Source organism: Streptomyces echinatus (assembly GCF_014203595.1).
In the GTDB taxonomy this organism is placed as follows: domain Bacteria; phylum Actinomycetota; class Actinomycetes; order Streptomycetales; family Streptomycetaceae; genus Streptomyces; species Streptomyces echinatus.
In genome coordinates, this window is sequence record NZ_JACHJK010000010.1 from 204,953 (window position 1) to 229,579 (window position 24,627).

Genomic DNA, 24,627 nt, shown 5'->3' on the forward strand with positions numbered 1-24,627 from the left:
TTGGACCGCGCGCCGATCCACGCACGTGGTCCGAATGGAGTACTGTTGCGAGCCCTGGGCCCGGCCTCCTACCAGGGTGCCCGCGGCCTTGCAGGACCGCCGGGAGGGGGCTAGTTGCACAGGGTGACGGAGTTGGTCACTTAGCGTTGCGAACAGGTAACCGTGCCATAACGGCGGTCCCGGGCCCGTGCCCGACACGCCGGGCAACTCGGCAAGGTTGTGGCAGGCTGCACCCGGGCAGGCCACACTCGACTAGCGGAAGCAGCGACGCACGTGACGTCGGCAGGCACCACCCGGGAGGTCCCCATGCCCGAACTGCGTGTCGTGGCCGTCTCGAATGACGGCACACGGCTGGTGCTCAAGGCTGCCGACTCCACGGAGTACACACTTCCGATCGACGAACGCCTGCGCGCCGCCGTGCGCGGCGACCGGCCCCGCCTCGGCCAGATCGAGATCGAGGTGGAGAGCCATCTCCGCCCCCGCGACATCCAGGCCCGTATACGTGCGGGTGCGACCGCGGAAGAGGTCGCCCAGCTCGCCGGCATCCCCGTCGACCGGGTGCGGCGCTTCGAGGGTCCGGTGCTGGCCGAGCGCGCCTTCATGGCCGAGCGGGCCCGCAAGACGCCCGTCCGCCGCCCCGGCGAGAACTCCGGCCCGCTCCTCGGCGAGGCGGTACAGGAGCGGCTGCTGCTGCGCGGTGCCGAGAAGGACACCGTGCAGTGGGACTCCTGGCGCCGCGACGACGGCACCTGGGAAGTGCTCCTCGTCTATCAAGTCGCGGGCGAACCGCACTCGGCGAGCTGGACGTACGACCCGCCCCGGCGGCTCGTCCAGGCCGTGGACGACGAGGCGCGCTCGCTGATCGGCGAGTCCGACGACCTCGCCGTGCCGGAGCCGAGCTTCCCGTTCGTCCCGCGGATCGCGCGGCTGCCGCGCGAGCGGGGGATGGACCGCGCCCTCGACCGGAGCGACCGGGAACGGCCCAGCCTGCCCGCGCAGGCGTCGGAGCCGGCGGAGGAGAGCACGGGCGAACGCGACTCGCTGACCAGCCTGCTGGAGGCCGTACCGAGCTTCCGCGGCGACCTGGTGGTCCCGGAGCGCCCGGCGGAGTCCCCGGAGGAGACCGACGACGAGCCCGCCGCCGAGGAGCCGCCGGCGCCCGCCGCTTCGGCCGGCTCCGCCTACGCGGACGTCCTCATGCCGCGCTCCGTCGGCAGCCACCGTGACCGGCTCGTCGGCGCGACCGACCGTCAGGCCGAGGCGGACGGCGTCCGGCCCGGCCGCCGCGCGGCCGTCCCGAGCTGGGACGAGATCGTGTTCGGCACCCGCCGCAAGAAGCAGGAGTAGGACTCCGCGAACATCGGTGAGGGGGCACGCGCGCGTGCCCCCTCACCGGGCTGTCCCGCTACTGCGGATCCGCCCCCACCGCCACCGGCCGGGACGGGTCCGAGGACCACTCGGACCAGGAACCGACGTACAGGGCCGCCGGAATGCCCGCCACCGCCAGCGCGAGGACCTCGTGCGCGCCGGAGACGCCCGAACCGCAGTACACGCCCACCTCGGTGTCCTCCGACACTCCCAGGGCCTTGAAACGGTCCCTCAGTTCCGCCGCGGGCAGGAAGCGGCCGTCGGGGCCCACGTTCTCCGTCGTCGGCGCCGACACCGCGCCCGGGATGTGCCCGCCGACCCGGTCGATCGGCTCCACCTCACCGCGGTACCGCTCCCCCGCGCGGGCGTCCAGCAGCACACCCGTGCGGGCCAGCACCGCGGCGGCGTCGGCGTCCAACCGCCCCACGGCCTCGGGCGCGGGTGCGAAGTCGCCCTCGGCCGGCGCCGGCGTCCGCGTGGACAGTTCGCCCCGCCAGGACGGCAACCCGCCGTCGAGCACCCGCACGTCCGGGTGACCCGTCCAGCGCAGCAGCCACCACGCGCGCGCGGCCGCCCAGCCCTGTCCGCCGTCGTACACGACGACCGGCCGGCCCGCCGACACACCCGCACGGCGCATCGCGGCACCGAACTCCGCGAGGTCGGGCAGCGGGTGCCGGCCGCTCGCACCGGGTGCGGAGGCCAGCTCCCGGTCCAGGTCGACGAAGACCGCGCCGGGGATGTGCCCGGCCGCGTACTCGGCCCGGCCGTCGAAGGCCGGCGCGCCCGCGGCCTTCGCCAGGCTCAACTGCCAGCGCACGTCCAGCAACAGGGGCGGGGCGCCCCCGGTCAGCTCATGAGCGAGTTCGGATGCGGTGATGATGGCTCTCATGGCGTCCATCCATACGCCAGGGGTGGCCGTTGCGTCCAGGTCCGGCTACTCTGCTCGGCCGGACAGGCTCGATCACGAGGCGTACGGGATCGAGCACGGGCTGTACAGCCGACGGACATCCGTCGGCCATCGTCTGGAAGTGGCGAAAGACGGCATATCAGGCATTCTCTCGGAGGTGTCGCCGAGCGGCGCGGTACCGCCCCCGGCACCGTGGAGGATGCGGGCACCGGCACGGGAGTACGCGCCGACGGCGTGGACACCCCTTCCGGGGAGCGGAAGCGACACGGCCACCACGAGGGGCCGGGGAGAGAGTGATCGATGACCGAGGCACGGGAGTCGGCCGGTCCGCACGCGGGGCGCGTGCCCGGCACACCCTGCTGGGTGAGCCTGATGGTGCACGCGCTGGACGCCACCGAGGAGTTCTACGGTGAGCTGTTCGGCTGGGAGTTCCGGCCGGGCCCGCAGCAGCTCGGCCCGTACGTGCGGGCGCTGCTGGACGGGCGGGAGGTGGCGGGCATGGGCCACCTGCCGCCGGACCGCCGGCTGCCGGTCGCCTGGACGCCGTATCTCGCCACGGACGACGTGGACCAGACCGCCGACACGGTACGGCTGTGCGGCGGCACGGTGGCCGTCGGCCCGCTGGACGCCGCCGAGGCCGGGCGGATGGCGATCGCCTCCGACCCTTCCGGGGCGGTGTTCGGGCTCTGGCAGGGCACCGCGCATCTCGGCACGGCGATCACCGGGGTGCCCGGCACGCCCGTCTGGAACGAACTGCTCACCTTCGAGACGGAGAGCGTCGCCAAGTTCTACACGTCCGTGTTCGGCTACACGGAGGAGCCGGTGGTCTCCGCCGACTTCGACTATCTGACCCTGCACCTGGACGGCCGTCCGGTGGCCGGGCTGCACGGCCTGGGCCACGGCCTGCCCCGCGACCGGGGGCCGCACTGGCAGACGTACTTCGAGGCCGCGGACGTCGACGCGACGCTGCGGCAGGTCATCGAGCTGGGCGGCCGGGTGCTCAGGCCGGCCCACGACAGCCCGCACGGGCGGGTGGCGACGGTGGCGGACCCGGAGGGCGCCGAGTTCTCGGTGGTGCAGAACCCGAGCTGAGCCCTCAGGGGGACGGCACGGGCAGCACGTCCGGGGACAGGGCCGCTGCGCGGGCCGACGCGGCGGTCATCCGGCGCCGGTGGTGGCGGCGGCACAGCACCTCATAGCCGATCTCGTCGGCTGAGTGGTTGACGTCGCCGACGACGACCTGGGCGCCCTCGACCACCATCGCGCCCCCTATCGTGCGGGCGTTGTGCGTGGCGCGGGCGCCGCACCAGCACAGCGCCTCCACCTGGAGCACCTCGATCCGGTCGGCCAGTTCCACCAGCCGCTGGGAGCCGGGGAAGAGCTTGGAGCGGAAGTCGGTGGTGATGCCGAAGGCGAACACGTCCAGGCCGAGATCGTCCACCACGCGCGCCAGCTGGTCGATCTGCTCGGGCGCGAGGAACTGCGCCTCGTCCGCGATCACATAGTCGGCCCGGCGGCCCTGCGAGAGATGGTCCACCAGGTACGCGTACAGGTCCTGGCCGTCCTCGACCTCCACCGCGTCGGTGACCAGGCCCAGCCGGGAGGACAGCTTGCCCTCGCCGGCGCGGTCGTCACGGGTGAAGATCATGCCGGTCAGACCGCGCGCGGACCGGTTGTGCTCGATCTGCAGAGCCAGCGTCGACTTCCCGCAGTCCATCGTTCCGGAGAAGAACACCAGCTCGGGCATGAGGAGTTGAGCACCTTTCGGCAAGTCGTCAGGATCGTGTGCGGGGGCGCGGCACGGGGTCAGGGGGTGTCAGGAGCGTACTTCGAGGAGGGGGACGAGCTGTTCCGCCGGGGTCATGGAGCCGTGGTTGCCCACCAGCGCGGACTCCTTCGGTTCGCGCTCGGAGGCGATCAGCAGGACGTCGTCGTGCGCGGCGGCGACCACGTCACCGATCCGCTGGTACACGCGTTCGTCCACGCTCGGCCCGAACCAGCCGGCCGCGATCGCCTCGTCCCGCGAGGCCACCCAGAACTGCTCCCCCAGCACCTCGCGCCAGCAGGTCAGGACGTCGTTCTCGGCGCCGGGCACCGCGTACACGTGCCGGGCCCGGCCCTCGCCGCCCAGCAGGGCGACGCCGGCCCGCAGCTCCCAGTCCTCGTCGAAGTCGATGCGGTGCTGTTCGTCGAACGGCACGTCGACCATGCCGTGGTCGGCGGTGACGTAGAGGGCGCTGCGCGGCGGCAGCTGCTCGGCCAGCCGCTGGGCGAGCCGGTCGACGCACATGAGCTGGCCGCGCCAGGTGTCGGAGGCGACGCCGTAGCGGTGGCCGGAGCCGTCCAGCTCGGCGTAGTACGTGTACACCAGAGAGCGGTCGCCGGCGGCCAGTTGCTCGGCCGCGAGGTCCATGCGGTCCTCGCCGGTGAGCCGCCCGACGAAGGTGCCGCCGCTGAGCGCGACCTTCGTGAGCGGGGTGTGCTGGAAGGTGGGCGAGGACACCTGCGCGGCGTGCACGCCGGCCTCGTGGGCCAGCTGGAAGACGGTGGGGTACGGCTGCCAGGGGCGCGGTTCCGTGTACGGCTGCCAGCGGAGCTGGTTCATCAGCTGGCCGGTGCCGGGATTGCGCACGGTGTAGCCCGGCAGGCCGTGGGCGCCCGGCGGCAGGCCGGTGCCGACGGAGGCGAGGGAGGTCGCGGTGGTCGCCGGATAGCCGGCGGTGAGCGGGCGGCCGGTGCCGCCGCGCGAGGTGCCGAGCAGGGAGGTGAGGAACGGAGCCTCGTCCGGGTGCGCCCTGAGCTGCTCCCAGCCGAGACCGTCGACCAGGAAGACACAGACCCGGTCGGCGGCGGTCAGTTCCTCGATGGTGGCGGTCAGGCCGGGCACACCCATGCCGGCGGCCAGCGTGGGCAGCAGGTCGGCCAGGGAGCCGGTGCCGTACTCGGGCAGCGGCGCGGAGTCGAGGGCGAGGGGTTCGGGGTGGTCCCAGGCGGAGAGCTGGGACATCAGCGCGTGACGTCCGCGGTCGCCTCCGAGATGGACTGCGCGAAGGCGAGCGCCTGGCGCACCGTCTCCGGGCCGTCCCCCGCCTCGCTGACCCGCAGGCTGAGGTCGTCCGCCGTGGAGCTGCCCGTGTAGCCGTGGTCGGCGTCGCAGTTGGGGTCGCCGCAGGCGGCGGGCTCCAGGTCGATGCGGCTGACCGCGCCCCAGCCGATGGTCAGCACGACCTCGCGGGGCGGCGTGCCCGGCGTGTACTGCTCGGGGTTCGCGACCACCCGGCTGACCACGACGGAGGAGATCCGGTCCAGCTTCACGGACTCGGTGGAGGTGGTGGCGTAGGGCGTCGGGGAGGTGCTGTCGGCGGCCTGCTCGTCGGTGTGGCTGACGATGAAGCGGTTGCCGGTGAGGACCAGCACGGTCACGTGCCGGCGCACCTCGTTCTGGTCGAACGTCGTCTCCTGGTGGACCAGGTACGACCGGATGGGCTCGCCGCCCACAGCGGCCTCCACCGCCTCGGCCACGAGGGCCGGGTAGTAGCCGCTGCGCTCGATCGCCGCGCGCAGCCCCTGGGTCGTCGTACTGGTCTTGGCCATGGCGTCCATCCTAATCCGTGGGCAAGGGGGGTCCGGGCCAGTCGGCGACACCCGGGGAGGCCTGGGCCTCGCTCGCGGGGTGCCCCGGGACGAGCCGCGGCAGGACGTCCAGCCGCTCGGCGGCCACCGGGCAGGAGACGGGTTCCCGGCCGCCGGCGTCCGCTTCGAAGGCGACCACGGGGGGGCGGAGTTTCGCCCGGCCGCCGCGCGGGGCCTGCCGCCGCCTCGGCGATGGGCGCACGGAAGACGGGGTCCTGGAGGCCGGGCGGAGGGGACACGAAGGCGGGCTCCAGGCCGTGGTCGGGGGTGAGGTCGTACCCGGCGGCCAGGTGCAGCCGCCCGCCGCCGTCCCGGACGATCACTTCCCGGTCCCACCAGCTGCTCCCGGGCAGCCGGCGCCCGGCGATCTCCATGCCAGGTCCCCCCTCCCCGCTCAGTAGGCCGGCATCGTGCGCGGGCCGAGGTCGTCGCGGACGGGCGGCGGCGCGATCCGTACGGTGGCGCCGAGAACGCTCACGCCGTGCGGGGCGACGACGACCGGCTCCAGGGTGACCGCGACCACCTCCGGATGGTCGTCGACCAGCCGGGACACCCGCAGCAGCAGCTCCTCCAGCGCGGGGGTGTCGACGGGGGTGGAGCCGCGCCAGCCGAACAGCAGCGGGGCGGTGCGGATGGACCGCACGAGCGAGGTCGCCTCCCGGTCGGTGACGGGGATCAGCCGGTGGGCCATGTCCCCGAGCAACTGGGAAGCGGCCCCGGCCAGACCGAACGACAGCACGGCCCCGGCCGCCGGGTCGATCACCGCGCGGACGACGGTGTCGACGCCCCGGGGCGCCATCGACTGGACCACCGGGCGCAGTTCCTCCGGCCGTCCGAACAGCTCGGTCAGCTCGGCGTACGCCCGCAGCAGCTGCTCCTCGTCCGCGAGGTCCAGCCGTACGCCGCCCAGGTCGGCGCGGTGCCTGAGGTGCGGGGCGGTGGCCTTGAGGGCCACCGGGTAGCCGAGCGCGCGGGCGGCCTCGACGGCGGCGCCGGGGGTGGGCGCGGGAAGCGCCCGGCGGACGTGGACGCCGTACTTCCCGAGCAGCTCGCAGGTCTCGGCGGCGGAGATGGTCAGCCCCTCGCCGCGCTCCAGCAGCCCCTGGATCAGCCGGGCGGCCGCCCTCTCGTCGATGTCGTCGTACTCCGGCACCTTCCCGGGGTCGGCCGCCTCCCGCCGCCACCGCGCGTACCCCACTGCTTCGGAGAGGGCGCGCACGGCGCGCTCGGCGGCGGGGTAGGCGGGGATGAGACGGGGGCCTTCCGGAGGATTCGGCACCGCGCCCGGCGGCCGCTCCGACACCGCGTCGGACAGCCGGCTCCCGGGGCGCGCGTCCTCCCGGGACGGGGGGGCGGGGGCTCGGCCCGGGGTTCCGGGAGCCGTGTGGGTTCCGGGAGCCGTGCCGGTTGCGGGAGCCGTGCCGGTTGCGGGAGCCATGTCGGAGGCACGGGGGGCCGTGCTGGCCGCGGCGGACAGCGCTTCCGCCAGTCCCCCCAGCTCCACGTGCACCACCAGCACCGGTTTCCCCGGCACAGCGGCCGCGGCCGACCGCAGCGCCTCCGCCAGCTCCGCGTCCCCGGGCGAGGCCTCCCCGATCGCCGGGATCGCCGTGACGACGACGGCGTCGTTCGTGTCGTCCGCCAGCGCGGCGGCGAGCGCACGGTGGAAGTCCTCCGCCGTCGCCCCGGTCGTCAGGTCCACCGGCCGCGCCGGCCGCAGACCCTCGGCGACACACCGGTCGTACGTCAGCACGCCGAGCGACTCCGAGTTGCCGAGGATGGCGACGCGCGGCCCCGCGGGCAGCGGCTGCCGGGCGAGCAGCAGCCCCGCGTCGACCAGCTCGGTGATCGTGTCGACCCGGATCACGCCCGCCTGCCGGAGCAGCGCGGAGACGGTCGCGTACGGCAGCCGGGTGGCCCGGACCGTGTGCCCCGGCGGAGCCGTTCCGGTCCCCTGCACCACCACCAGCGGCTTCGCCGCCGCCGTCCGCCGGGCGAGGCGGGTGAACTTGCGGGGGTTGCCGATGGACTCCAGATACATGAGGGCGACGTCGGTCTCGGGGTCGTCGTACCAGTACTGGAGGACGTCGTTGCCCGAGACGTCGGCGCGGTTGCCGGCGGACACGAACGTGGACACGCCGGTGACCCCCGTCACCCCGCCGCCGCGCCGGTGCAGCCGGGACAGCAGGGCGATGCCGATGGCGCCGGACTGGGCGAACAGTCCGATGCGGCCGGGCCGGGGCATCTCGGGGGCGAGGGAGGCGTTCAGCCGGACGTCGGGGGCGGTGTTGATGATCCCGAAGGCGTTCGGGCCGATGGTCCGCATGCCGTACGCGCGCGCGGCCCGGACGAGGGCCCGCTGCCGTTCGCGTCCCTCGGGACCGCTCTCGGCGTATCCGGCGGAGAGCACGACCAGCCCCTGGACGCCGTGTTCGCCGCACTCGGCGACCACGGCGGGCACCAGCTCGGCCGGTACGGCGACGACGGCGAGGTCCACATGCCCGTCGATGTCCCGCACCGAGCGGTACGCGGGCACCCCGTCGACCTCCTTGAGGTCCTCCGGGAAGGCCTTGTTCACGGCGTGCAGCCGGCCCGCGTAGCCGGCGTCGCGGATGTTGCCGAGGATGCTGCGGCCGACGCCGCCGGGGGCGCGGCCGACGCCGACGACCGCGACGGAGCCGGGGGCGAGGAGCCGCCGTACCGAGCGACCCTCGGCGCGCTGCTCCCGGGCGCGCTGCACGGCGACGGAGCGGTCGGTGGGTTCGAGGCCGAACTCCAGGCGGACGACGCCGTCCTCGAAGCTGCGCTTCTGGGTGTAGCCGGCGTCGGTGAACACCTTGATCATCTTGTTGTTGGCGGGCAGCACCTCGGCGGCGAAGCGGCGGATGCCGCGCTCGCGCGCGACGGCGGCGATGTGCTCCAGCAGGGCGGAGGCGACGCCGCGGCCCTGGTGGGCGTCCTGCACCAGGAAGGCGACCTCGGCCTCGTCGGCGGGCGCGGAGGCGGGCATGCCGTCGGCGCCGATGCGGTCGTAGCGTACGGTGGCGATGAACTCGCCGCCGACGGTGGCGGCGAGACCCACCCGGTCCACGAAGTCGTGGTGCGTGAAGCGGTGGACGTCCTTGGCGGAGAGCCGTGGGTACGGCGCGAAGAAGCGGTAGTACTTCGACTCGTCCGAGACCTGCTCGTAGAAACTGACCAGGCGGTCGGCGTCATCAACGGTGATGGGCCTGATGCGTGCGGTGCCACCGTCGCGCAGCACCACGTCCGCCTCCCAGTGGGCGGGGTACTGGTGCCGGTCCTGCCGGTCCGCCGAGGTCTGCATGGGCCCCAGAGTACGGCTCGCGTAGGACAACAGCGCGAGGCAGTCTGTGGAGGACGACAAGCCGGACCGAGGCCGCGGTCCGGGGCCACACCGCGAGGGAACGAAGGTCCTCTCCGGGCACGCTTCACGATGTGGGAAACTGGTCTAGACAACCCTGAGCACTGAAGGGCAGCAACACATGGCTGAGCGCCGCGTCAACGTCGGCTGGGCCGAGGGCCTCCATGCCCGCCCCGCCTCCATCTTCGTCCGAGCCGCCACGGCCGCAGGCGTCCCGGTGACGATCGCCAAGGCCGGGGGCAACCCCGTCAACGCGGCCTCGATGCTGGCCGTCCTGGGCCTGGGCGCCCAGGGTGGCGAGGAGATCGTCCTCGCCTCCGACGCCGAGGGCGCGGACGCCGCCCTCGACCGTCTGGCCAAGCTGGTCTCCGAGGGCCTGGAAGAGCTGCCCGAGACCGTCTGAGCGGGACCCGGAAGCCGCGTCGTCCGTACCGGGCGGCGCGGCTTCCGCGTTTTCCCGGCCGGCCGAATTCCCCACCGGCACCCGAGACGATCACCCTGCGCAATTCACGGCACGAAAAGGGCAGCGGAAAATCGCGGAAACACCTCCGCCGAATAACTCTTCTTTGTATACGGCGTCGGTGTTAATACCGCGGGCCCGACGTGTTTACGGCGTGTTGCGAAGTCCTCACACGGTCCGCGGTGCCGGAAAGGCGCAGCCGGTGCGCCCTCGTCGCGCGCTCGGTGTGCAGTGCCGTGAGCGTCCGCGCGCGTTCACCGTCCCCGCGCGCCACCGCGTCCACGATCGCGCCGTGCTCCGCCCAGGAGTCCACCGGGCTCGGCGGCGCCTGCGCCACGTACATCCAGGCGATCTTGTGCCGCAGCTGGGTCAGCATCAGGGTCAGCGAGGGACTGCCGGAGGCCTGGGCGAGCGTCTCGTGGAACCAGCCGCCCAGCGAGCGCAGATCGGCGCCGTTTCCCGTCCTGGCCCGCTCCTGGCCGAGCCTGACCAGGCCACGCAGCACCTTGAGGTGGGCCTCGGTACGCCGCTGGGCCGCCCGTGCGGCACCCAGCGGCTCCAGCAGCGACCGCATCTCCAGCACGTCGGCGGCCTCCTGCTCGGTCGGCTCGGCCACGCACGCGCCCGCGTGCCGCCGGGTCACCACGAAGCCCTCGGCCTCCAGCGTGCGCAGCGCCTCGCGCACGGGGACGCGCGAGACGCCGTAGCGGCGGGCCAGGACTTCCTCGGTGAGGCGGCTGCCGCGCTCGTGGACGCCGGCGACGATGTCGTCCCGGACCGCGGTGCACACCGAATGCGCCGGAATACGCATGACCGACCTCCGCCTTGATCCCCGTGAAACGCCACGACGGACTTGTGTTTCCGTGACTCTATTCCAATGAGCCGGAATTTCCGACGGCGGGCGCCGATCCATGGATATTTTTTGGACAGCGGCCCGGCGGACGACGCGAAAGAACGACGAAAGCCCCGGCTCGGTGAGCCGGGGCTTCGAAGGGCTTGCGGTGCGCGTCAGACGTTCACGCCGTGGTGACGCAGATAGGCGACCGGGTCGACGTCGGAGCCGTAGTCGGGGGTGGTGCGCGCCTCGAAGTGGAGGTGCGGGCCGGTGACGTTGCCGGTGGCGCCGGACAGGCCGATCTGCTGGCCCGGGACGACCTTCTGGCCCACCGTGACACCGATGGAGGACAGGTGCCCGTACTGGGTGTACATGCCGTCGGCCATCCGGATCACGATCTGGTTGCCGTACGCGCCGCCCCAGCCCGTGGAGACGACCGTGCCGGAACCCACGGCGTGGACGGTCGTGCCGCTGGCCGCATGGAAGTCGACGCCGGTGTGCGAGCCGGAGGACCACAGGGAGCTGCTGGCCTGGTAGCCCGTGGAGACGTAGGACTGCGCGATGGGGGCGGTGAAGGCGTTCAGCCGCTTGCGCTCGGCCTCGCGGGCGGCGCGGGCCTTGGCCGCGCGTACCTCCTCGGCCCGCTTGGCGGCCGCCTTCGCCGCGGCCTCCTCGGCCGCCTTCTGGTCGGCGGCATGCTGCTGGGCGGCGGCCTGCGCGTCGATCTGCTCGGCGACGTCGTCGGTCGCGGCGAGGACCGGGATGAGGCCGGTCTGCTCCGCGGTGTTCTCGGCGGCGAGCGCCGGGGAGGCGGCGAGGGTACCGATCACACCGGTGGTGGTGAGGGCCGCGACGCCGGCCGCCTGAGCGGTCGTCCGCTTGACCCGGCCGGGCTTGCGGTGCTTCCCGGTGGCGCACATGAACGCCATGTAGTGGCTGGTCCTTTCCTTCCCTCTCGCCTACCGGGTTAGCTGACGGGTTCGGAGCAGGAAGGTCTCCTACGGGCCCCCTCGCTGCCGCGCGGGCGCCCGATTCACCCCAGGGACGTGGGTCCCCGGCTCCCCTGGCTCGCGCCGTACGGGGACTCGGCGATGACTGTCCGGTGCCGCGGGCGCGGCGCACTGCCTGACGAACAGCCTGGACGACGCTAAGGGGGCGCGCTTTCAATCCTCAAACAGATCGGCCCTTTTGTAGCGCATCCCACAGGGCAGACAGGCAACCTCCGCCCCAAAACGGGCATCTGGAGGAAAGAGTGGAACAGCAGGGGCCCTGACGATCCGTAGGTCGTCAGGGCCCCACGCGCGCGTGCCGCTACTCGGCCGCCACCACGGTCACTTCACCGATGCCGAGCGCCTCGACCGGTGCCTTGATCTGGGAGGCGTCACCGACGAGGACGGTCACCAGACGGTCCACCGGGAACGCGTTCACGACGGCCGCGGTGGCCTCCACCGTGCCGGTGGCGGCCAGCTGCCGGTACAGCGTCGCCTGGAAGTCGTCGGGCAGGTACTGCTCGACCTGGTCGGCCAGCGTGCCCGCGACGGCGGCCGCGGTCTCGTACTTCAGCGGGGCCACACCGACGAGGTTCTGCACGGCGACGTCCCGCTCGGCGTCGGTCAGGCCCTCCGCCGCCACGGTGCGCAGCACCTTCCACAGGTCGTCCAGCGCCGGGCCCGTGTTCGGCGTGTCGACGGAGCCGCTGATGGCGAGCATCGACGCGCCCGTGCCCTCCGGCGCGGACCGCAGGACCTGGCCGAAGGACCGCACGCCGTACGTGTAGCCCTTCTCCTCGCGCAGGACGCGGTCCAGGCGGGAGGTGAGGGTGCCGCCGAGGCAGTACGTGCCGAGCACCTGGGCGGGCCACACGCGGTCGTGCCGGTCGGAGCCGACGCGGCCGATGAGCAGCTGCGTCTGGACGGCACCGGGACGGTCCACGATGACCACGCGCCCGGTGTCGTCGGCGGTCACCGGCGGCACCGGCCGGGGCTCGCCCGGGGTGCCGGTCCAGGCGCCCAGGGTCTCGCCGAGCAGCGCGTCCAGGTCGACGCCGGTCAGGTCGCCGACCACGACCACGGTGGCCGTGGCGGGCCGCACATGGCGGTCGTAGAAGCCGCGTACGGCCGGCGCGTCGATCTTCTCGACCGTCTCCTCGGTGCCCTGGCGCGGACGGGACATGCGCGAGGCGGCCGGGAACAGCTCCTTGGACAGCTCCTTGGCGGCCCGGCGGGAGGGGTTGGCCAGCTCGTGCGGGATCTCGTCCAGACGGTTGCGCACCAGCCGCTCGACCTCGCTCTCGGCGAAGGCGGGCGCGCGCAGGGCGTCGGCGAGCAGGCCGAGGCCCTTGGCCAGGCGGGAGGCCGGGACCTCCAGGCTGAGCCGGACGCCGGGGTGGTCGGCGTGCGCGTCGAGGGTGGCGCCCGCGCGCTCCAGCTCGGCGGCGAACTCCTCGGCGGAGTGCCGGTCGGTGCCCTCCGAGAAGGCCCGCGCCATGATCGTGGCGACGCCGTCCAGGCCGGCCGGCTCGGCGTCCAGGGGCGCGTCCAGCAGTACCTCCACGGCGACGACCTGCTGGCCGGGGCGGTGGCAGCGCAGCACGGTCAGGCCGTTGTCCAGCGTGCCGCGCTCGGGGGCCGGGAACGCCCAGGGCTTGGCCTCGCCGGCCTGCGGCTGGGGGTGGAACTCCATGGTGGCGAGCTCGGTCACTTGGCCGTCTCCTCGTCGCTGTCGTTGCCGGCCTCTACGGTCGCTTCGCGCTCCGGGTCCTCGGGGACCCGGGCGTCCTCGACGGTCTCCGGGGACTTGGGCTCGTAGACGAGGACCGCTCGGTTGTCGGGCCGCAGGCGGGCCTTGGCGACCTCCTGGACCTCCTGCGGGCTGACCTCAAGAACGCGCTTCACGGCGGTCAGGGCGAGCTGCGGGTCGCCGAACAGGACGGCGTACCGGCACAGTTCGTCGGCGCGGCCGGCCACCGTGCCGAGCCGGTCCAGCCACTCTCGCTCCAGCTGGGCCTGGGCGCGCTCCATCTCCTCGGGCGTGGGCCCTTCCTCGGCGAACCGGGCCAGCTCCTCGTCGATGGCGGCCTCGATGACCGGCACCTCGACGTCACCGGAGGTCTTCACGTCCAGCCAGCCCATGGAGGGCGCGCCGGCCAGGCGCAGCAGACCGAAGCCGGCGGCGACGGCCGTACGGTCCCGGCGCACCAGCCGGTTGTAGAGGCGGGAGGACTCGCCGCCGCCGAGGACGGTCAGGGCGAGGTCGGCCGCGTCGCACGCGCGCGTGCCGTCGTGCGGGAGCCGGTAGGCGGCCATCAGGGCGCGCGCCGGGACCTCCTCGACGAGGACCTCGCGCTTCTGCTCGCCGATGACGTCCGGCAGGGAGCCGTCGCGGGGCGCGGGCTTGCCGTCGTGGGACGCGATGGAGCCGAAGTACTTCTCGATCCAGGCGAGCGTCTGCTCGGGGTCGATGTCGCCGACCACGGAGAGCACCGCGTTGTTCGGCGCGTAGTAGGTGCGGAAGAACTGGCGGGCGTCCTCCAGGGTGGCCGCGTCCAGGTCCGCCATCGAGCCGATCGGCGTGTGGTGGTACGGGTGGCCCTGCGGGTAGGACAGGGCGGTCAGCTTCTCGAAGGCGGTGCCGTACGGCACGTTGTCGTAGCGCTGGCGGCGCTCGTTCTTGACGACGTCCCGCTGGTTCTCCATGGACTCGTCGTCCAGCGCGGCCAGCAGCGAGCCCATGCGGTCGGCCTCCAGCCAGAGGGCGAGCTCCAGCTGGTGGGCGGGCATGGTCTCGAAGTAGTTGGTGCGCTCGAAGCTGGTGGTGCCGTTCAGCGAGCCGCCGGCGCCCTGCACCAGCTCGAAGTGTCCGTTGCCCGTGACCTGCGCGGAGCCCTGGAACATCAAGTGCTCGAAGAGGTGAGCCAGACCGGTGCGTCCCTTGACTTCGTGGCGCGAACCGACGTCGTACCAGAGGCAGACCGCCGCCACCGGGGTCAGGTGGTCCTCGGAGAGCACCACGCGCAGACCGTTGGCCAGGCGGTGCTCGGTCGCTGTCAGGCCCCCGGAGCCTGCCTCGGCTGTGGTCGTGTGACCCATGGGCATGTACGTCCCTTCGCGAGCGGAGGCGGTTGTGGAAACCGCGCTTTTCCTGCCGTTCCTGCCACTGTATGCAAAGCGTGCGGGGGCTCGGCGAAGTTCCCGCGGGCCGTACGCCCAGAGCGGATCGCGTAGCCTGCGTCCGGCCCCCTCCGGACGCCCTGCGGGCGCGCGGCGGGCCCACGCAGACCGGGTCGTGGCCCGGGTTGTCAGTGCCGCGGTCCACAATGGTCCGCGACAGATCAGTCAATCGCTTCAGCAAGAGCGAGCCGGAGGGTGCGCGCCCCCTCGGTGAGCGACCAGATCAGGAGGAGCCGGCAGCGATGGCCCGCCGCAGCACGAAGACCCCGCCGCCCGACGATTCGTTCGAGGAGAGGATCCTCGACATCGACGTCGTCGACGAGATGCGTGGCTCCTACCTCGAGTACGCCTACTCGGTCATCTACTCGCGCGCCCTGCCGGACGCCCGCGACGGCCTCAAGCCGGTACACCGCCGGATCGTGTACCAGATGAACGAGATGGGCCTGCGCCCCGAACGCTCCTACGTGAAGTGCGCGCGTGTCGTCGGCGAGGTCATGGGCAAGCTCCACCCGCACGGCGACGCGTCGATCTACGACGCCCTGGTGCGCATGGCGCAGCCGTTCTCCATGCGCGTGCCGCTGGTCGACGGCCACGGCAACTTCGGCTCGCTGGGCAACGACGACCCGCCGGCCGCCATGCGGTACACCGAGTGCCGGATGGCCGAGGCGACGAGCCTGATGACCGAGTCGATCGACGAGGACACGGTCGACTTCACGCCGAACTACGACGGCCAGGAGCAGGAGCCGGTGGCCCTGCCCGCCGCCTTCCCGAACCTGCTGGTCAACGGCTCGTCGGGCATCGCGGTCGGTATGGCGACGAACATGCCGCCGCACAACCTGCGCGAGGTCATCGCCGCCGCCCGCCACCTGATCCGGTTCCCGAACGCCGACCTGGACGCGCTGATGAAGCACGTCCCGGGCCCGGACCTGCCCACCGGCGGCCGGATCGCCGGCCTGGACGGCATCCGGGACGCGTACGCGACCGGCCGCGGCACCTTCAAGATCCGTGCCACGGTCTCGATCGAGACGGTCACCGCCCGCCGCAAGGGCCTGGTGATCACGGAACTGCCCTTCGCGGTCGGCCCCGAGAAGGTCATCGCGAAGATCAAGGACCTGGTCAACGCGAAGAAGGTCCAGGGCATCGCCGACGTCAAGGACCTCACCGACCGCGAGCACGGGCTGCGCCTGGTCATCGAGATCAAGAACGGCTTCGTGCCGGAGGCGATCCTGGAGCAGCTGTACAAGCTGACCCCGATGGAGGAGTCCTTCGGCATCAACAACGTCGCCCTGGTCGACGGCCAGCCGCTCACCCTGGGCCTGAAGGAGCTGCTGGAGGTCTACCTGGACCACCGCTTCGACGTGGTCCGGCGCCGCAGCGAGTTCCGCCGCGGCAAGAAGCGCGACCGGCTGCACCTGGTCGAGGGCCTGCTGACCGCGCTGGTCGACATCGACGAGGTCATCCGGATCATCCGCTCCAGCGAGAACTCCGCGCAGGCCAAGCAGCGCCTGATGGAGCGCTACTCGCTGAGCGAGGTGCAGACGCAGTACATCCTCGACACGCCGCTGCGCCGGCTCACGAAGTTCGACCGGATCGAGCTGGAGGCGGAGAAGGACAAGCTCACCGCGGAGATCGCGGAGCTGACCCGGATCCTGGACTCGGACGCGGAGCTGCGCAAGCTGGTCTCGGCCGAACTGGCGGCCGTGGCCAAGAAGTTCGGCACCGACCGGCGGACGGTCCTGCTGGAGGCCGCGGGCACCGCGGTGGCGGCGGTGCCGCTGCAGGTGGCCGACGACCCGTGCCGGGTGCTGCTGTCCTCGACCGGGCTGCTGGCCCGTACGGCGACCGGCGAGCCGCTCCCGGAGGCGGGTGGCAAGCGCGTCAAGCACGATGTGATCGTCTCGGCGGTGCCGACGACGGCGCGCGGCGTGATCGGCGCGGTGACCTCGGACGGCCGGCTGCTGCGGATCAACGTGGTCGACCTGCCGCAGCTGCCCGAGGCGGCGACCGCGCCGAACCTCTCCGGAGGAGCCCCGCTGGCGGAGTTCGTCTCCCTGGAGGGCGACGAGACGGTGATCTGCCTGATCACGCTGGACGAGTCGTCCCCGGGTCTGGCGCTCGGCACGGAGCAGGGTGTCGTCAAGCGTGTGGTGCCCGACTATCCGTCCAACAAGGACGAGTTGGAGGTCATCACGCTGAAGGAGGGCGACCGGATCGTCGGTGCGGTGGAGCTGCGCACCGGCGAGGAGGACCTGGTGTTCATCACCGACGACGCGCAGCTGCTGCGCTTCCAGGCCTCCATCGTCCGTCCGCAGGGCCGCCCGGCGGGCGGCATGGCGGGCATCAAGCTCACCGAGGGCGCGAAGGTGATCTCCTTCACGGCGATCGACCCGGCCGCCGAAGCGGTGGTGTTCACGGTCGCGGGCTCGCGCGGCACGCTGGACGACTCGGTGCAGACGACGGCCAAGCTGACGCCGTTCGACCAGTACCCGCGCAAGGGCCGCGCCACGGGTGGCGTGCGCTGCCAGCGGTTCCTGAAGGGCGAGGACTGCCTGTCGCTGGCCTGGGCGGGCCGGGTGCCCGCGCTCGCGGCGCAGAAGAACGGCACCCCGGTGGAACTGCCGGAGCCGGACCCGCGCCGGGACGGTTCGGGCACGTCGCTGCCGAAGACGGTCGCGGTGGTGGCCGGACCGGTGCTCTAGACGGGCGGATCCTCGAGATCGGCTTCCGTTTCGTCCGGTCCCTGTACGTAGCGCAGGACGCCCCACATGCCACGCTCGTCGGCGTGTGGGGCGTCGTTCTCGGACGCCTTCAGTTCCTTGCCGAGGGCGTCCGCGTCGATGCCCGAGCCGATCAGCACGAGCTGGGTGAGGCGGGCTTCGCCGGGCGCCCAGGGCTCCGGGTAGAAACGCAGGAACCGCCCGACGGCGTGCACGGCGTACCGGTTGCCGGGGTCGTACGGCCCGAAGTCCACATACCCCTTGATCCGGTACAGCCCCTCGGGCCTGCTGTCCAGGAACTGCATGAGCCGGCGGGGCTCCAGGGGGACATCGGAGGCGAAGGACAGGCTGTCGTAGCCGGTGTGCAGATGTCCGGCGTGGCCGGGCCCGTCCTCCCCGTGCGGGTGGAGGTCGTCGAAGGACAGCTGTCCGATGCGCTCCTCGCCGGGCCGGCAGTCGAAGAGGAACTCGGGGTCGATACGGCCGTAGGTGGCGGGGACGACGGCCGCGCGGTCGGTGAGCGAGCGGACGAGCTCCAGGACCCGGCCGGTGTCGTCGGCACGGTCGAGCTTGTTGACGACGACCAGGTCGGCGAGGGCGAGATGCCGGTCGATCTCGGGGTGCTTCGCGCGCGTGTCGTCGAACTCGGCGGCGTCCACGACCTCCACGAGACCGCCGTAGACGATGCCCGGATGCTCGCTGGCGAGCACCATCCGCACGAGTTCCTGGGGCTCGGCCAGCCCGCTGGCCTCGATGACGATCACGTCGATGCCGGCGGCGGGCGCCGCCAGCCGGTCCAGGTAGAGGTCGAGTTCGCTCGCGTCGACGGCACAGCACAGACAGCCGTTGCCCAGCGAGACGGTCGAGTCGCCGAGGGCGCCGGCGACGGCCATCGCGTCGATCTCGATGGCGCCGAAGTCGTTGACGACGGCCCCGATCCGGCTGCCTCCGCTGCGGTGCAGCAGGTGGTTGAGGAGTGTGGTCTTCCCCGACCCCAGGAAGCCGGCGAGCACGACGACCGGGATCTGCTGCGGACTACGGCTGCTGTCCTGGCTGTTCGCCAAGCTGTTCGCCAAGGGGGGACCTCTCTCCTGTGAACCTGCTGCGGACCAGGATAAGAGGGCCCCGGAGGCTGGTGCGTCAGCCGGCGGCGGGGACCGCGACGGGCGGCTGGGGGCCGACATAGCGGGCCGCCGGGCGGATGATCTTCGAGTCGTCCGCCTGTTCCAGGATGTTGGCGCTCCAGCCGACCACCCGTGCCGCGGCGAAGGTGGGGGTGAACATCTCCCGGGGCAGGCCGCACAGTTCCATGACCACACCGGCGTAGAACTCGACGTTCGTGTGGAGCTCGCGGCCGGGCTTCAGCTCGGCGAGGATCGCCTCCACGCGGCGCTCGACCTCCACCGCGAAGTCCACCCGCGGACCGCCGAAGCCCAGGGCGATCTCCCGGAGCATCCGCGAGCGGGGGTCCTCCGTGCGGTAGACGGCGTGCCCGAAGCCCATGATCCGGTCACCGGCGAGGACCCGCTCACGGATCCAGGGGTCGATCCGGCCGGGCGTGCCGATCGCGTCCAGCGTGTCCAGGGCCCGGCTGGGCGCGCCTCCGTGCAGCGGCCCGGACAGGGCACCGAGGGCACCGGTCAGGCAGGCCGCGACGTCGGCGCCCGTGGAGGCGATGACGCGTGCGGTGAAGGTTGACGCGTTGAATCCGTGGTCAATGGTTGAGATCAGGTATTGCTCGACGGCACGGGCCCGGCGCGGGTCCGGTTCCGAACCCGTCAGCATGTACAGGTAGTTGGCCGCGTACGAGAGGTCCTCTCGCGGTTCGACCGGGTCCAGCCCCCGGCCGAGCCGGTACAGCGCGGTGAGCAGGGTGGGTACGGCCGCGCAGACCGCCACGGTGTCGGCGCGCCGCCGGTCGGCGTCGATGTCGTAGACCGGCCGGAAGCCCTGGGCGGCGCCCAGCAGGGACAGTGCCGTGCGCAGTCCGGCCAGGGGTCCGGACAGCCGGCCCGCCTCGGCGATGGCGGGCAGTGCCGCGCGGACGTCCTCGGGCAGGCGCCGCAGCGCGGCGGTCTCGGCGGCGAAGGCGGGGCCGCGCCGCGCGTCGGGGAGCGTGCCGTGGACCAGGAGGTGCCAGACGTCCTCGAAGCTGCGGGTGCGGGCGAGGTCGACGGCCGAGTACTGACGGTAGTGGTAGAAGCCCTCCCTGCCCCGGACGTCACCGACCTCGGTCTCGGCGACGACGACGCCCGCGAGGCCGCGCGGGGCGTCGATGAGCGGGGTGGCGGCCCTGTTGATGGTCATGGTTTTCCTCCCTGGACTTGATCCGACTGTCCAGGCTTGACGAACTTTCTGTCAATGTTGATCGGATCAATGCAGGTCCATCAACGTGTACAGATGCGACTACGGTGACCCCATGCGCGACCACGACACCGCTCCTCACCGTCCCGGGCGCCGGCTGACCACCAAGGAGACCGCCGAACTGCTCGGCGTGAAGCCCGAGACGGTCTACGCGTACGTGAGCCGCGGCCTGCTCAGCAGCAGACGCGAACCCGGCGGCCGGGCCAGCACCTTCGAGGCCGGGGAGGTGGAGACACTGGCCCGCCGCAACCGGCGGGAGGCCGCCGGGAGTCCGGGCTCCGGCGGCGATCTGTCCGTCCGCACGCGGATCACGCTCATCGACCGGGACCGGTACTTCTTCCGGGGTGTGGACGCCGTCGAGCTGGCCGCCCGTCACTCCTACGAGGAGGTCGCGGAGTGGCTGTGGACCGGCCGGCCGGCCCCGGGGGTGTCGTTCACCGCGCCCGAGGACACCGTGCGGGTCGCCCGCCGCGCGGTGGACGCCCTGTCCGGACACGCCTCCCCCGTCGACCGGCTGCGGGTGGCGGCGATCGCCGCGGCGGCCGAGGACCCGCTGCGCTTCGACCTCTCCGAGGACGCCGTGCTGAACACGGCGCGCACCCTCATCCCCACCCTCGTCGCCGCGCTGCCGCCGGCCCGGCACGAGCACAAGGACACCGGTCCGCTGGCCCACCGGCTGTGGGGCCGGCTGACCGGCCGTCCCGCCGACGAGGCCTCCCTGCGGGTCCTCGACACCGCGCTCGCCCTGCTCGCCGACCACGACCTCGCCGCGTCCACGCTCGCCGTCCGGGTCGCCGCCTCGGCCCGCGCCCACGCCTACGCGGCCGTGTCGGCCGGGCTGGGCGTGCTGGAGGGCCCCCTGCACGGCGCGGCCAGCGGGCTGGCCCACCGGATGCTCCTGGACGTGCTCGACCAGGGCACGGCCGTCCCGGTGATCGCCGAGGAGCTGCGCGCCGGCCGCCGCGTCCCCGGCCTCGGCCACCGGCTGTACACCGGTGAGGACCCGCGCGCGCGGATGCTCTTCGGCCTGCTGGAACAGGTCCCGCGCGCGGAGTCCGCGCTGCTCGCGGCCCGTGACATCGTCGCCACGACCGCCCGGCACACCCCGCTGCACGCCAATGTGGACCTGGCCCTGGCGGTGTTCACCGCGTCCTGCGGCATGCCGTCCACGGCCGGCGAGACGATCTTCGCCGTCGCCCGGACCGCGGGCTGGATCGCCCATGCCCTGGAGGAGTACGGCGAGCGCCCGCTGCGCATGCGCCCCAGCGGTCACTACGTCGGTCCGCGCCCGCCGCAGCCCCTCCCGGAGTAGGACACGCAGGGCCCGGAAGTCCCCTCCGGACGAGTCAGGTTAGGCTCACCTCTGTGAGTAGGTGTGCGACCGTCTCCCGGAGCCTTGACGAACCGGTGTCCGGCACGGCTGCCACGGCGACGACGTGGCTGCTGCTGGAACAGCCCGGCCCGTGGGGTGCCAAGGCGCTCACCTCCAGCCACCTGGACCCCGCTCTGGGCCGGGCGCTGGAGGCCGCCGCCGACGGAACCGGTGTCCGTATCGCGCTCATCCGGCACCCCGGACGCCACGCGGACCCCGGCACGCCCCCGATGCGGCAGGTGTACGCCGCACACACCGTTCCCGGGCGTGTGTGGCTGCACGGCGCCACCACCCGTGATCCCCGGCGGCTGCTCGACCTCGACTTCTCCGCCCTCGGGGCGGGCGACCACCGTTCCTTCGGCGCGGTGCTCGACGGGCGGCCGCATCGGGGGGACCCGCTGGCGCTCGTGTGCACCAACGGCAAGCGCGACCGCTGCTGCGCCCTCCTGGGCCGCCCCCTCGCCACGGAGCTGGTCGCCTCGGGGGTGCGCGGCGTCTGGGAGGTCACCCATCTGGGTGGACATCGGTTCGCGCCCACGGTGCTCGTCCTGCCGTACGGCTACGCCTACGGCCGCGCCGAGGTCCACACCGTCAAGGAGGCCTTGGACGGTGTCCGGGAGGGGCGTGTGGTGGTCGAGGGGTGCCGGGGGTGCTCCGCGTGGGAACGGCCCGGACAGGCGGCGGAGCTGGCCGTGCGGTCGGCCGTGGGCGAGTACCGGGCGGGAGTGCTGACCGTCGTGCGGACCGCCGGCACGGCCGCGCGCCGGGAGGTCACGGTCGCCCACACCGACGGCCGCCGGTGGCGGGTCACCGTGGCGCAGGGGGCGTCGCTGCCGCCCCGCCCGGAGAGCTGCGGCGCGGCGGTGCTGGGCGCGCCCGCGCGGATGGACGTGGTCGAGGTGCGCGAACTGCGGCCTACGGCGCTGGCGAGCTAGCCGGATCTCAACAATTGATCGCTGGGGTCAATAGTCGATCAAGAGATCCACACCACACCCCCCTGGGGTCCTTCCGGCGGCCCCACGTACGGTCGGGGACATGAGCCCCACTCCCCCCGCACGCCGTCCGCGCCTCGGGCTGCCCCGGCGGATGTTCTCCCAGGTGCTGCTGATGCAGGTGGCGATCGCCGCGGGCGTGGCGGTGCTCGCGACCGGGCTCTTCCTGGCGCCGCTGAGCAAGCAGCTGGACCAGGAGGCGATGCGCCGCGCACTGGCCATCGCCGAGACCACGGCCCAGGACCCGCAGATCGCCGAGGGCGTCCGTACCACCCCGCCGACCAGGAACGGCCCGGTGCAGCGGGAGGCCGAGCGGATCCGGCGCGCCACGCACGCGGAGTACATCGTGGTGCTGGACGAGCACTGGGTGCGCTGGTCGCACCCCACGGTCTCGGAGATCGGCCGGCCCGTATCCACCAGTCCCTCCGACGCCTTGAAGGGCAACGAGGTCATGGAGATCGACAAGGGCACCCTGGGGCGCTCGGCGCGCGGCAAGGTGCCGCTGTACGACGCCGACCACCGCATCGTCGGCGCGGTCTCGGTCGGCATCGCCTACGACAGTGTGCGGGCGCGGCTGATCAGTGCGATCCCGGGACTGTTCGCGTACGCCGGCGGCGCGCTCGCGGTGGGCGCGCTGGCCGCCTGGCTGATCTCGCGCCGGGTCCAGCGGCAGACCCGGGACCTGGCCTTCTCCGACATCTCGGCGCTGCTCGCGGAGCGCGAGGCGATGCTGCACGGCATCCGGGAGGGTGTGGTCGCCCTGGACCACGGCGGCCGGGTCCGCCTGCTCAACGACGAGGCACGGCGGCTGCTGGGCATCGGCGACGAGGCCGTGGGGCGGACCCCGGACGAGGCCCTCGGCGCGGGCCGTACGACGGACGTGCTGGCCGGCCGGGTGACCGGCACCGATCTGCTCACCGTGCGCGGCCAGCGGGTCCTGGTCGCCAACCGCATGCCCACCGACGACGGTGGCGCCGTGGCCACCCTGCGCGACCGCACCGAGCTGGAGCAACTGGGGCGCGAACTCGATTCGACGCGCGGGCTGATCGACGCCCTGCGCGCCCAGGACCACGAACACGCCAACCGCATGCACACCCTGCTGGGGCTGCTGGAGCTGGAGATGTACGACGACGCCGTGGAGTTCGTCGGTGAGGTGGTCGGGGACCACCGGGTCACCGCCGAGCAGGTCACGGAGAAGATCCAGGACCCGCTGCTGGCCGCGCTGCTGGTCGGCAAGGCGACGGTGGCGGCCGAGCGCGGGGTCGCCCTGTGGGTGTCGGAGCGGACCCGGCTCCCGGACCGGCTGATCGACCCGCGGGGAGTGGTCACCGTCGTGGGCAACCTCGTCGACAACGCGCTCGACGCGGTCGCGGGCACACTCCACGCGCGCGTGGAGGCCGAGTTGCACGCGGAGGGCCGCACCGTCGTTCTCCGGGTGCGCGACACGGGCCCCGGGATCCCGGAGGACCAACGGGAGTTGATCTTCACGGATGGCTGGTCCACCAAGAAGCCGCCCGCGCACGGCAAGCGGGGCATCGGCCTCTCCCTGGTGCGGCGGCTCGCCGAACGGCAGGGCGGGAGCGCCACCGTGAGCGGGGCGGACGGCGGAGGCGCGGAGTTCACCGTCGTCCTGCCCGAGGCGCTGACCGAGCCGGAGCCTGAACCGGCGCTCACCGGGGCGGCCGAGCCGGCCACGGAGACCGCGAACGTCCCGGCCGTCGCCGAGGAGGAGGCGTGATGATCGAGGTCCTGGTCGTGGACGACGACACCCGGGTGGCCCGGGTCAACGCGGCCTACGTGGAGAAGGTGCCGGGCTTCCACGTGGCCGGCGAGGCGCACAACGCGGCCGAGGCGCTGCGCCGGGTGGAGACCCTGCCGAAGCTCGATCTCGTCCTGATGGACCACTATCTGCCCGACGACACGGGCCTCGCGGTCGTCCAGGAGATGCGCAGGCGCGGCCACCAGACCGACGTGATCATGGTGACGGCGGCGCGGGACGTGTCGACGGTGCAGGCCGCCATGCGGCAGGGGGCGTTGCAGTACCTGGTGAAGCCGTTCGCCTTCGCCGGCCTGCGGGCCAAGCTGGAGGCCTATGCCGAGCTGCGGCGGACCCTGGACGGCGGGGGCGAGGCCGAGCAGGCGGAGGTGGACCGCATCTTCGGCGCCCTGTCCGCTCCGTCGGAACCCCGGCTGCCCAAGGGGCACTCCCCCACGACGGCCGAGCTGGTGCGTCAGGCGCTGCTGAGCGCCGAAGGCCCCCTGTCCGCCCAGGAGATCGCGGAGCGGACGGGGGTGAGCCGGCAGACCGCGCAACGGTATCTGAAGCTCCTGGAACGGACCGGCCGGGCCCGGCTGAGCCTCAAGTACGGCGACGCGGGCCGCCCGGAACACCGTTACGTGTGGGCGACCCGCGCCTGAGCGGGGTTCA

20 protein-coding genes and 1 riboswitch are annotated in these 24,627 nt (G+C 72.9%); of the genes, 8 read left to right on the forward strand and 12 right to left on the reverse strand.

All coding sequences use genetic code 11. The features are described 5' to 3' along the window. Positions 1–306: 306 nt before the first annotated feature. The gene (gene sepH, locus FHS34_RS26795) at positions 307–1,347 is read left to right on the forward strand and encodes a septation protein SepH (RefSeq protein WP_184969916.1); all 1,041 of its coding nucleotides are present in this window, start codon (positions 307–309) and stop codon (positions 1,345–1,347) included. Between the two features lie 58 nt (positions 1,348–1,405). On the opposite strand, the gene FHS34_RS26800 is transcribed toward sepH, so the two are convergent. Continuing rightward, a complete protein-coding gene (locus tag FHS34_RS26800; protein WP_184969918.1) occupies positions 1,406–2,257 on the reverse strand; it encodes a sulfurtransferase in 852 nt (283 codons plus the stop codon). A gap of 318 nt (positions 2,258–2,575) precedes the next feature. On the opposite strand from FHS34_RS26800, the gene FHS34_RS26805 reads away from it, so the two are divergent. Next, positions 2,576–3,367 (forward strand): VOC family protein, encoded by a 792-nt coding sequence (locus tag FHS34_RS26805; protein WP_184969921.1) that lies wholly within the window; start codon positions 2,576–2,578, stop codon positions 3,365–3,367. Between the two features lie 4 nt (positions 3,368–3,371). On the opposite strand, the gene FHS34_RS26810 is transcribed toward FHS34_RS26805, so the two are convergent. The 5 genes from FHS34_RS26810 to FHS34_RS26830 all read right to left on the reverse strand — a co-directional run bounded on the left by FHS34_RS26810 (position 3,372) and on the right by FHS34_RS26830 (position 9,233). Further along, positions 3,372–4,022, reverse strand: coding sequence for a thymidine kinase (locus FHS34_RS26810; protein ID WP_184969923.1), 651 nt, complete (start codon positions 4,020–4,022; stop codon positions 3,372–3,374). Between the two features lie 69 nt (positions 4,023–4,091). Then, positions 4,092–5,282 carry an alkaline phosphatase family protein gene (locus tag FHS34_RS26815; RefSeq protein WP_184969925.1) on the reverse strand — a complete coding sequence of 397 codons (1,191 nt, stop codon included), beginning with the start codon at positions 5,280–5,282 and terminating at the stop codon, positions 4,092–4,094. Continuing rightward, positions 5,282–5,878 (reverse strand): DUF5998 family protein, encoded by a 597-nt coding sequence (locus FHS34_RS26820; protein WP_184969927.1) that lies wholly within the window; start codon positions 5,876–5,878, stop codon positions 5,282–5,284. Before FHS34_RS26820 ends, FHS34_RS26815 begins: the two co-directional genes overlap by 1 nt. Before the next feature lies 1 nt (position 5,879). After that, on the reverse strand, positions 5,880–6,047 hold the full coding sequence (locus FHS34_RS42755) for a hypothetical protein (protein WP_225817619.1): 168 nt from the start codon (positions 6,045–6,047) through the stop codon (positions 5,880–5,882). Positions 6,048–6,302: 255 nt separating this feature from the next. Continuing rightward, positions 6,303–9,233, reverse strand: a complete 2,931-nt coding sequence (locus FHS34_RS26830) for a bifunctional acetate--CoA ligase family protein/GNAT family N-acetyltransferase (protein ID WP_184969929.1) — start codon at positions 9,231–9,233, stop codon at positions 6,303–6,305. 178 nt (positions 9,234–9,411) lie between these two features. Here FHS34_RS26830 and FHS34_RS26835 point away from each other — a divergent pair, with 178 nt between their 5' ends. After that, positions 9,412–9,693 (forward strand): HPr family phosphocarrier protein, encoded by a 282-nt coding sequence (locus FHS34_RS26835; RefSeq protein ID WP_014675499.1) that lies wholly within the window; start codon positions 9,412–9,414, stop codon positions 9,691–9,693. A gap of 181 nt (positions 9,694–9,874) precedes the next feature. Here the strand turns inward: FHS34_RS26835 and FHS34_RS26840 are convergent, their stop codons facing one another. From FHS34_RS26840 to FHS34_RS26855, 4 genes are all read right to left on the reverse strand, one after another. Continuing rightward, on the reverse strand, positions 9,875–10,561 hold the full coding sequence (locus FHS34_RS26840; RefSeq protein WP_184969931.1) for a GntR family transcriptional regulator: 687 nt from the start codon (positions 10,559–10,561) through the stop codon (positions 9,875–9,877). Between the two features lie 197 nt (positions 10,562–10,758). Then, positions 10,759–11,514, reverse strand: a complete 756-nt coding sequence (locus FHS34_RS26845) for a M23 family metallopeptidase (protein ID WP_184969934.1) — start codon at positions 11,512–11,514, stop codon at positions 10,759–10,761. A gap of 12 nt (positions 11,515–11,526) precedes the next feature. Continuing rightward, positions 11,527–11,686: riboswitch (cyclic di-AMP (ydaO/yuaA leader) on the reverse strand. A 210-nt stretch (positions 11,687–11,896) separates the two neighbouring features. Continuing rightward, positions 11,897–13,285 (reverse strand): M16 family metallopeptidase, encoded by a 1,389-nt coding sequence (locus tag FHS34_RS26850; RefSeq protein WP_184969936.1) that lies wholly within the window; start codon positions 13,283–13,285, stop codon positions 11,897–11,899. Next, positions 13,282–14,679: a M16 family metallopeptidase gene (locus FHS34_RS26855; RefSeq protein ID WP_184969938.1), complete on the reverse strand. Its 1,398-nt coding sequence runs from the start codon at positions 14,677–14,679 to the stop codon at positions 13,282–13,284. The genes FHS34_RS26850 and FHS34_RS26855 overlap by 4 nt, the downstream gene beginning before the upstream one ends. Before the next feature lie 317 nt (positions 14,680–14,996). On the opposite strand from FHS34_RS26855, the gene FHS34_RS26860 reads away from it, so the two are divergent. Beyond that, positions 14,997–17,453, forward strand: coding sequence for a DNA gyrase/topoisomerase IV subunit A (locus tag FHS34_RS26860; RefSeq protein ID WP_184969940.1), 2,457 nt, complete (start codon positions 14,997–14,999; stop codon positions 17,451–17,453). On the opposite strand, the gene FHS34_RS26865 is transcribed toward FHS34_RS26860, so the two are convergent. Next, positions 17,450–18,547, reverse strand: a complete 1,098-nt coding sequence (locus tag FHS34_RS26865; protein ID WP_225817618.1) for a CobW family GTP-binding protein — start codon at positions 18,545–18,547, stop codon at positions 17,450–17,452. The two genes, FHS34_RS26860 and FHS34_RS26865, sit on opposite strands and share 4 nt — an antisense overlap. Before the next feature lie 64 nt (positions 18,548–18,611). Beyond that, entirely contained in the window at positions 18,612–19,778 is a 1,167-nt protein-coding gene (locus FHS34_RS26870; protein ID WP_184969944.1) for a citrate synthase/methylcitrate synthase, read from the reverse strand. A 112-nt stretch (positions 19,779–19,890) separates the two neighbouring features. Between FHS34_RS26870 and FHS34_RS26875 the strand changes: the two genes are divergently transcribed. The 4 genes from FHS34_RS26875 (at position 19,891) to FHS34_RS26890 (ending at position 24,617) form a co-directional block, all read left to right on the forward strand. After that, positions 19,891–21,147 carry a citrate synthase gene (locus FHS34_RS26875; RefSeq protein WP_184969946.1) on the forward strand — a complete coding sequence of 419 codons (1,257 nt, stop codon included), beginning with the start codon at positions 19,891–19,893 and terminating at the stop codon, positions 21,145–21,147. Between the two features lie 53 nt (positions 21,148–21,200). After that, positions 21,201–22,142: a ferredoxin family protein gene (locus tag FHS34_RS26880; RefSeq protein WP_184969948.1), complete on the forward strand. Its 942-nt coding sequence runs from the start codon at positions 21,201–21,203 to the stop codon at positions 22,140–22,142. Positions 22,143–22,242: 100 nt separating this feature from the next. Then, positions 22,243–23,937, forward strand: a complete 1,695-nt coding sequence (locus tag FHS34_RS26885) for an ATP-binding protein (RefSeq protein WP_184969950.1) — start codon at positions 22,243–22,245, stop codon at positions 23,935–23,937. Then, positions 23,937–24,617 (forward strand): response regulator, encoded by a 681-nt coding sequence (locus FHS34_RS26890; protein ID WP_184969952.1) that lies wholly within the window; start codon positions 23,937–23,939, stop codon positions 24,615–24,617. The genes FHS34_RS26885 and FHS34_RS26890 overlap by 1 nt, the downstream gene beginning before the upstream one ends. Positions 24,618–24,627 lie beyond the last annotated feature (10 nt).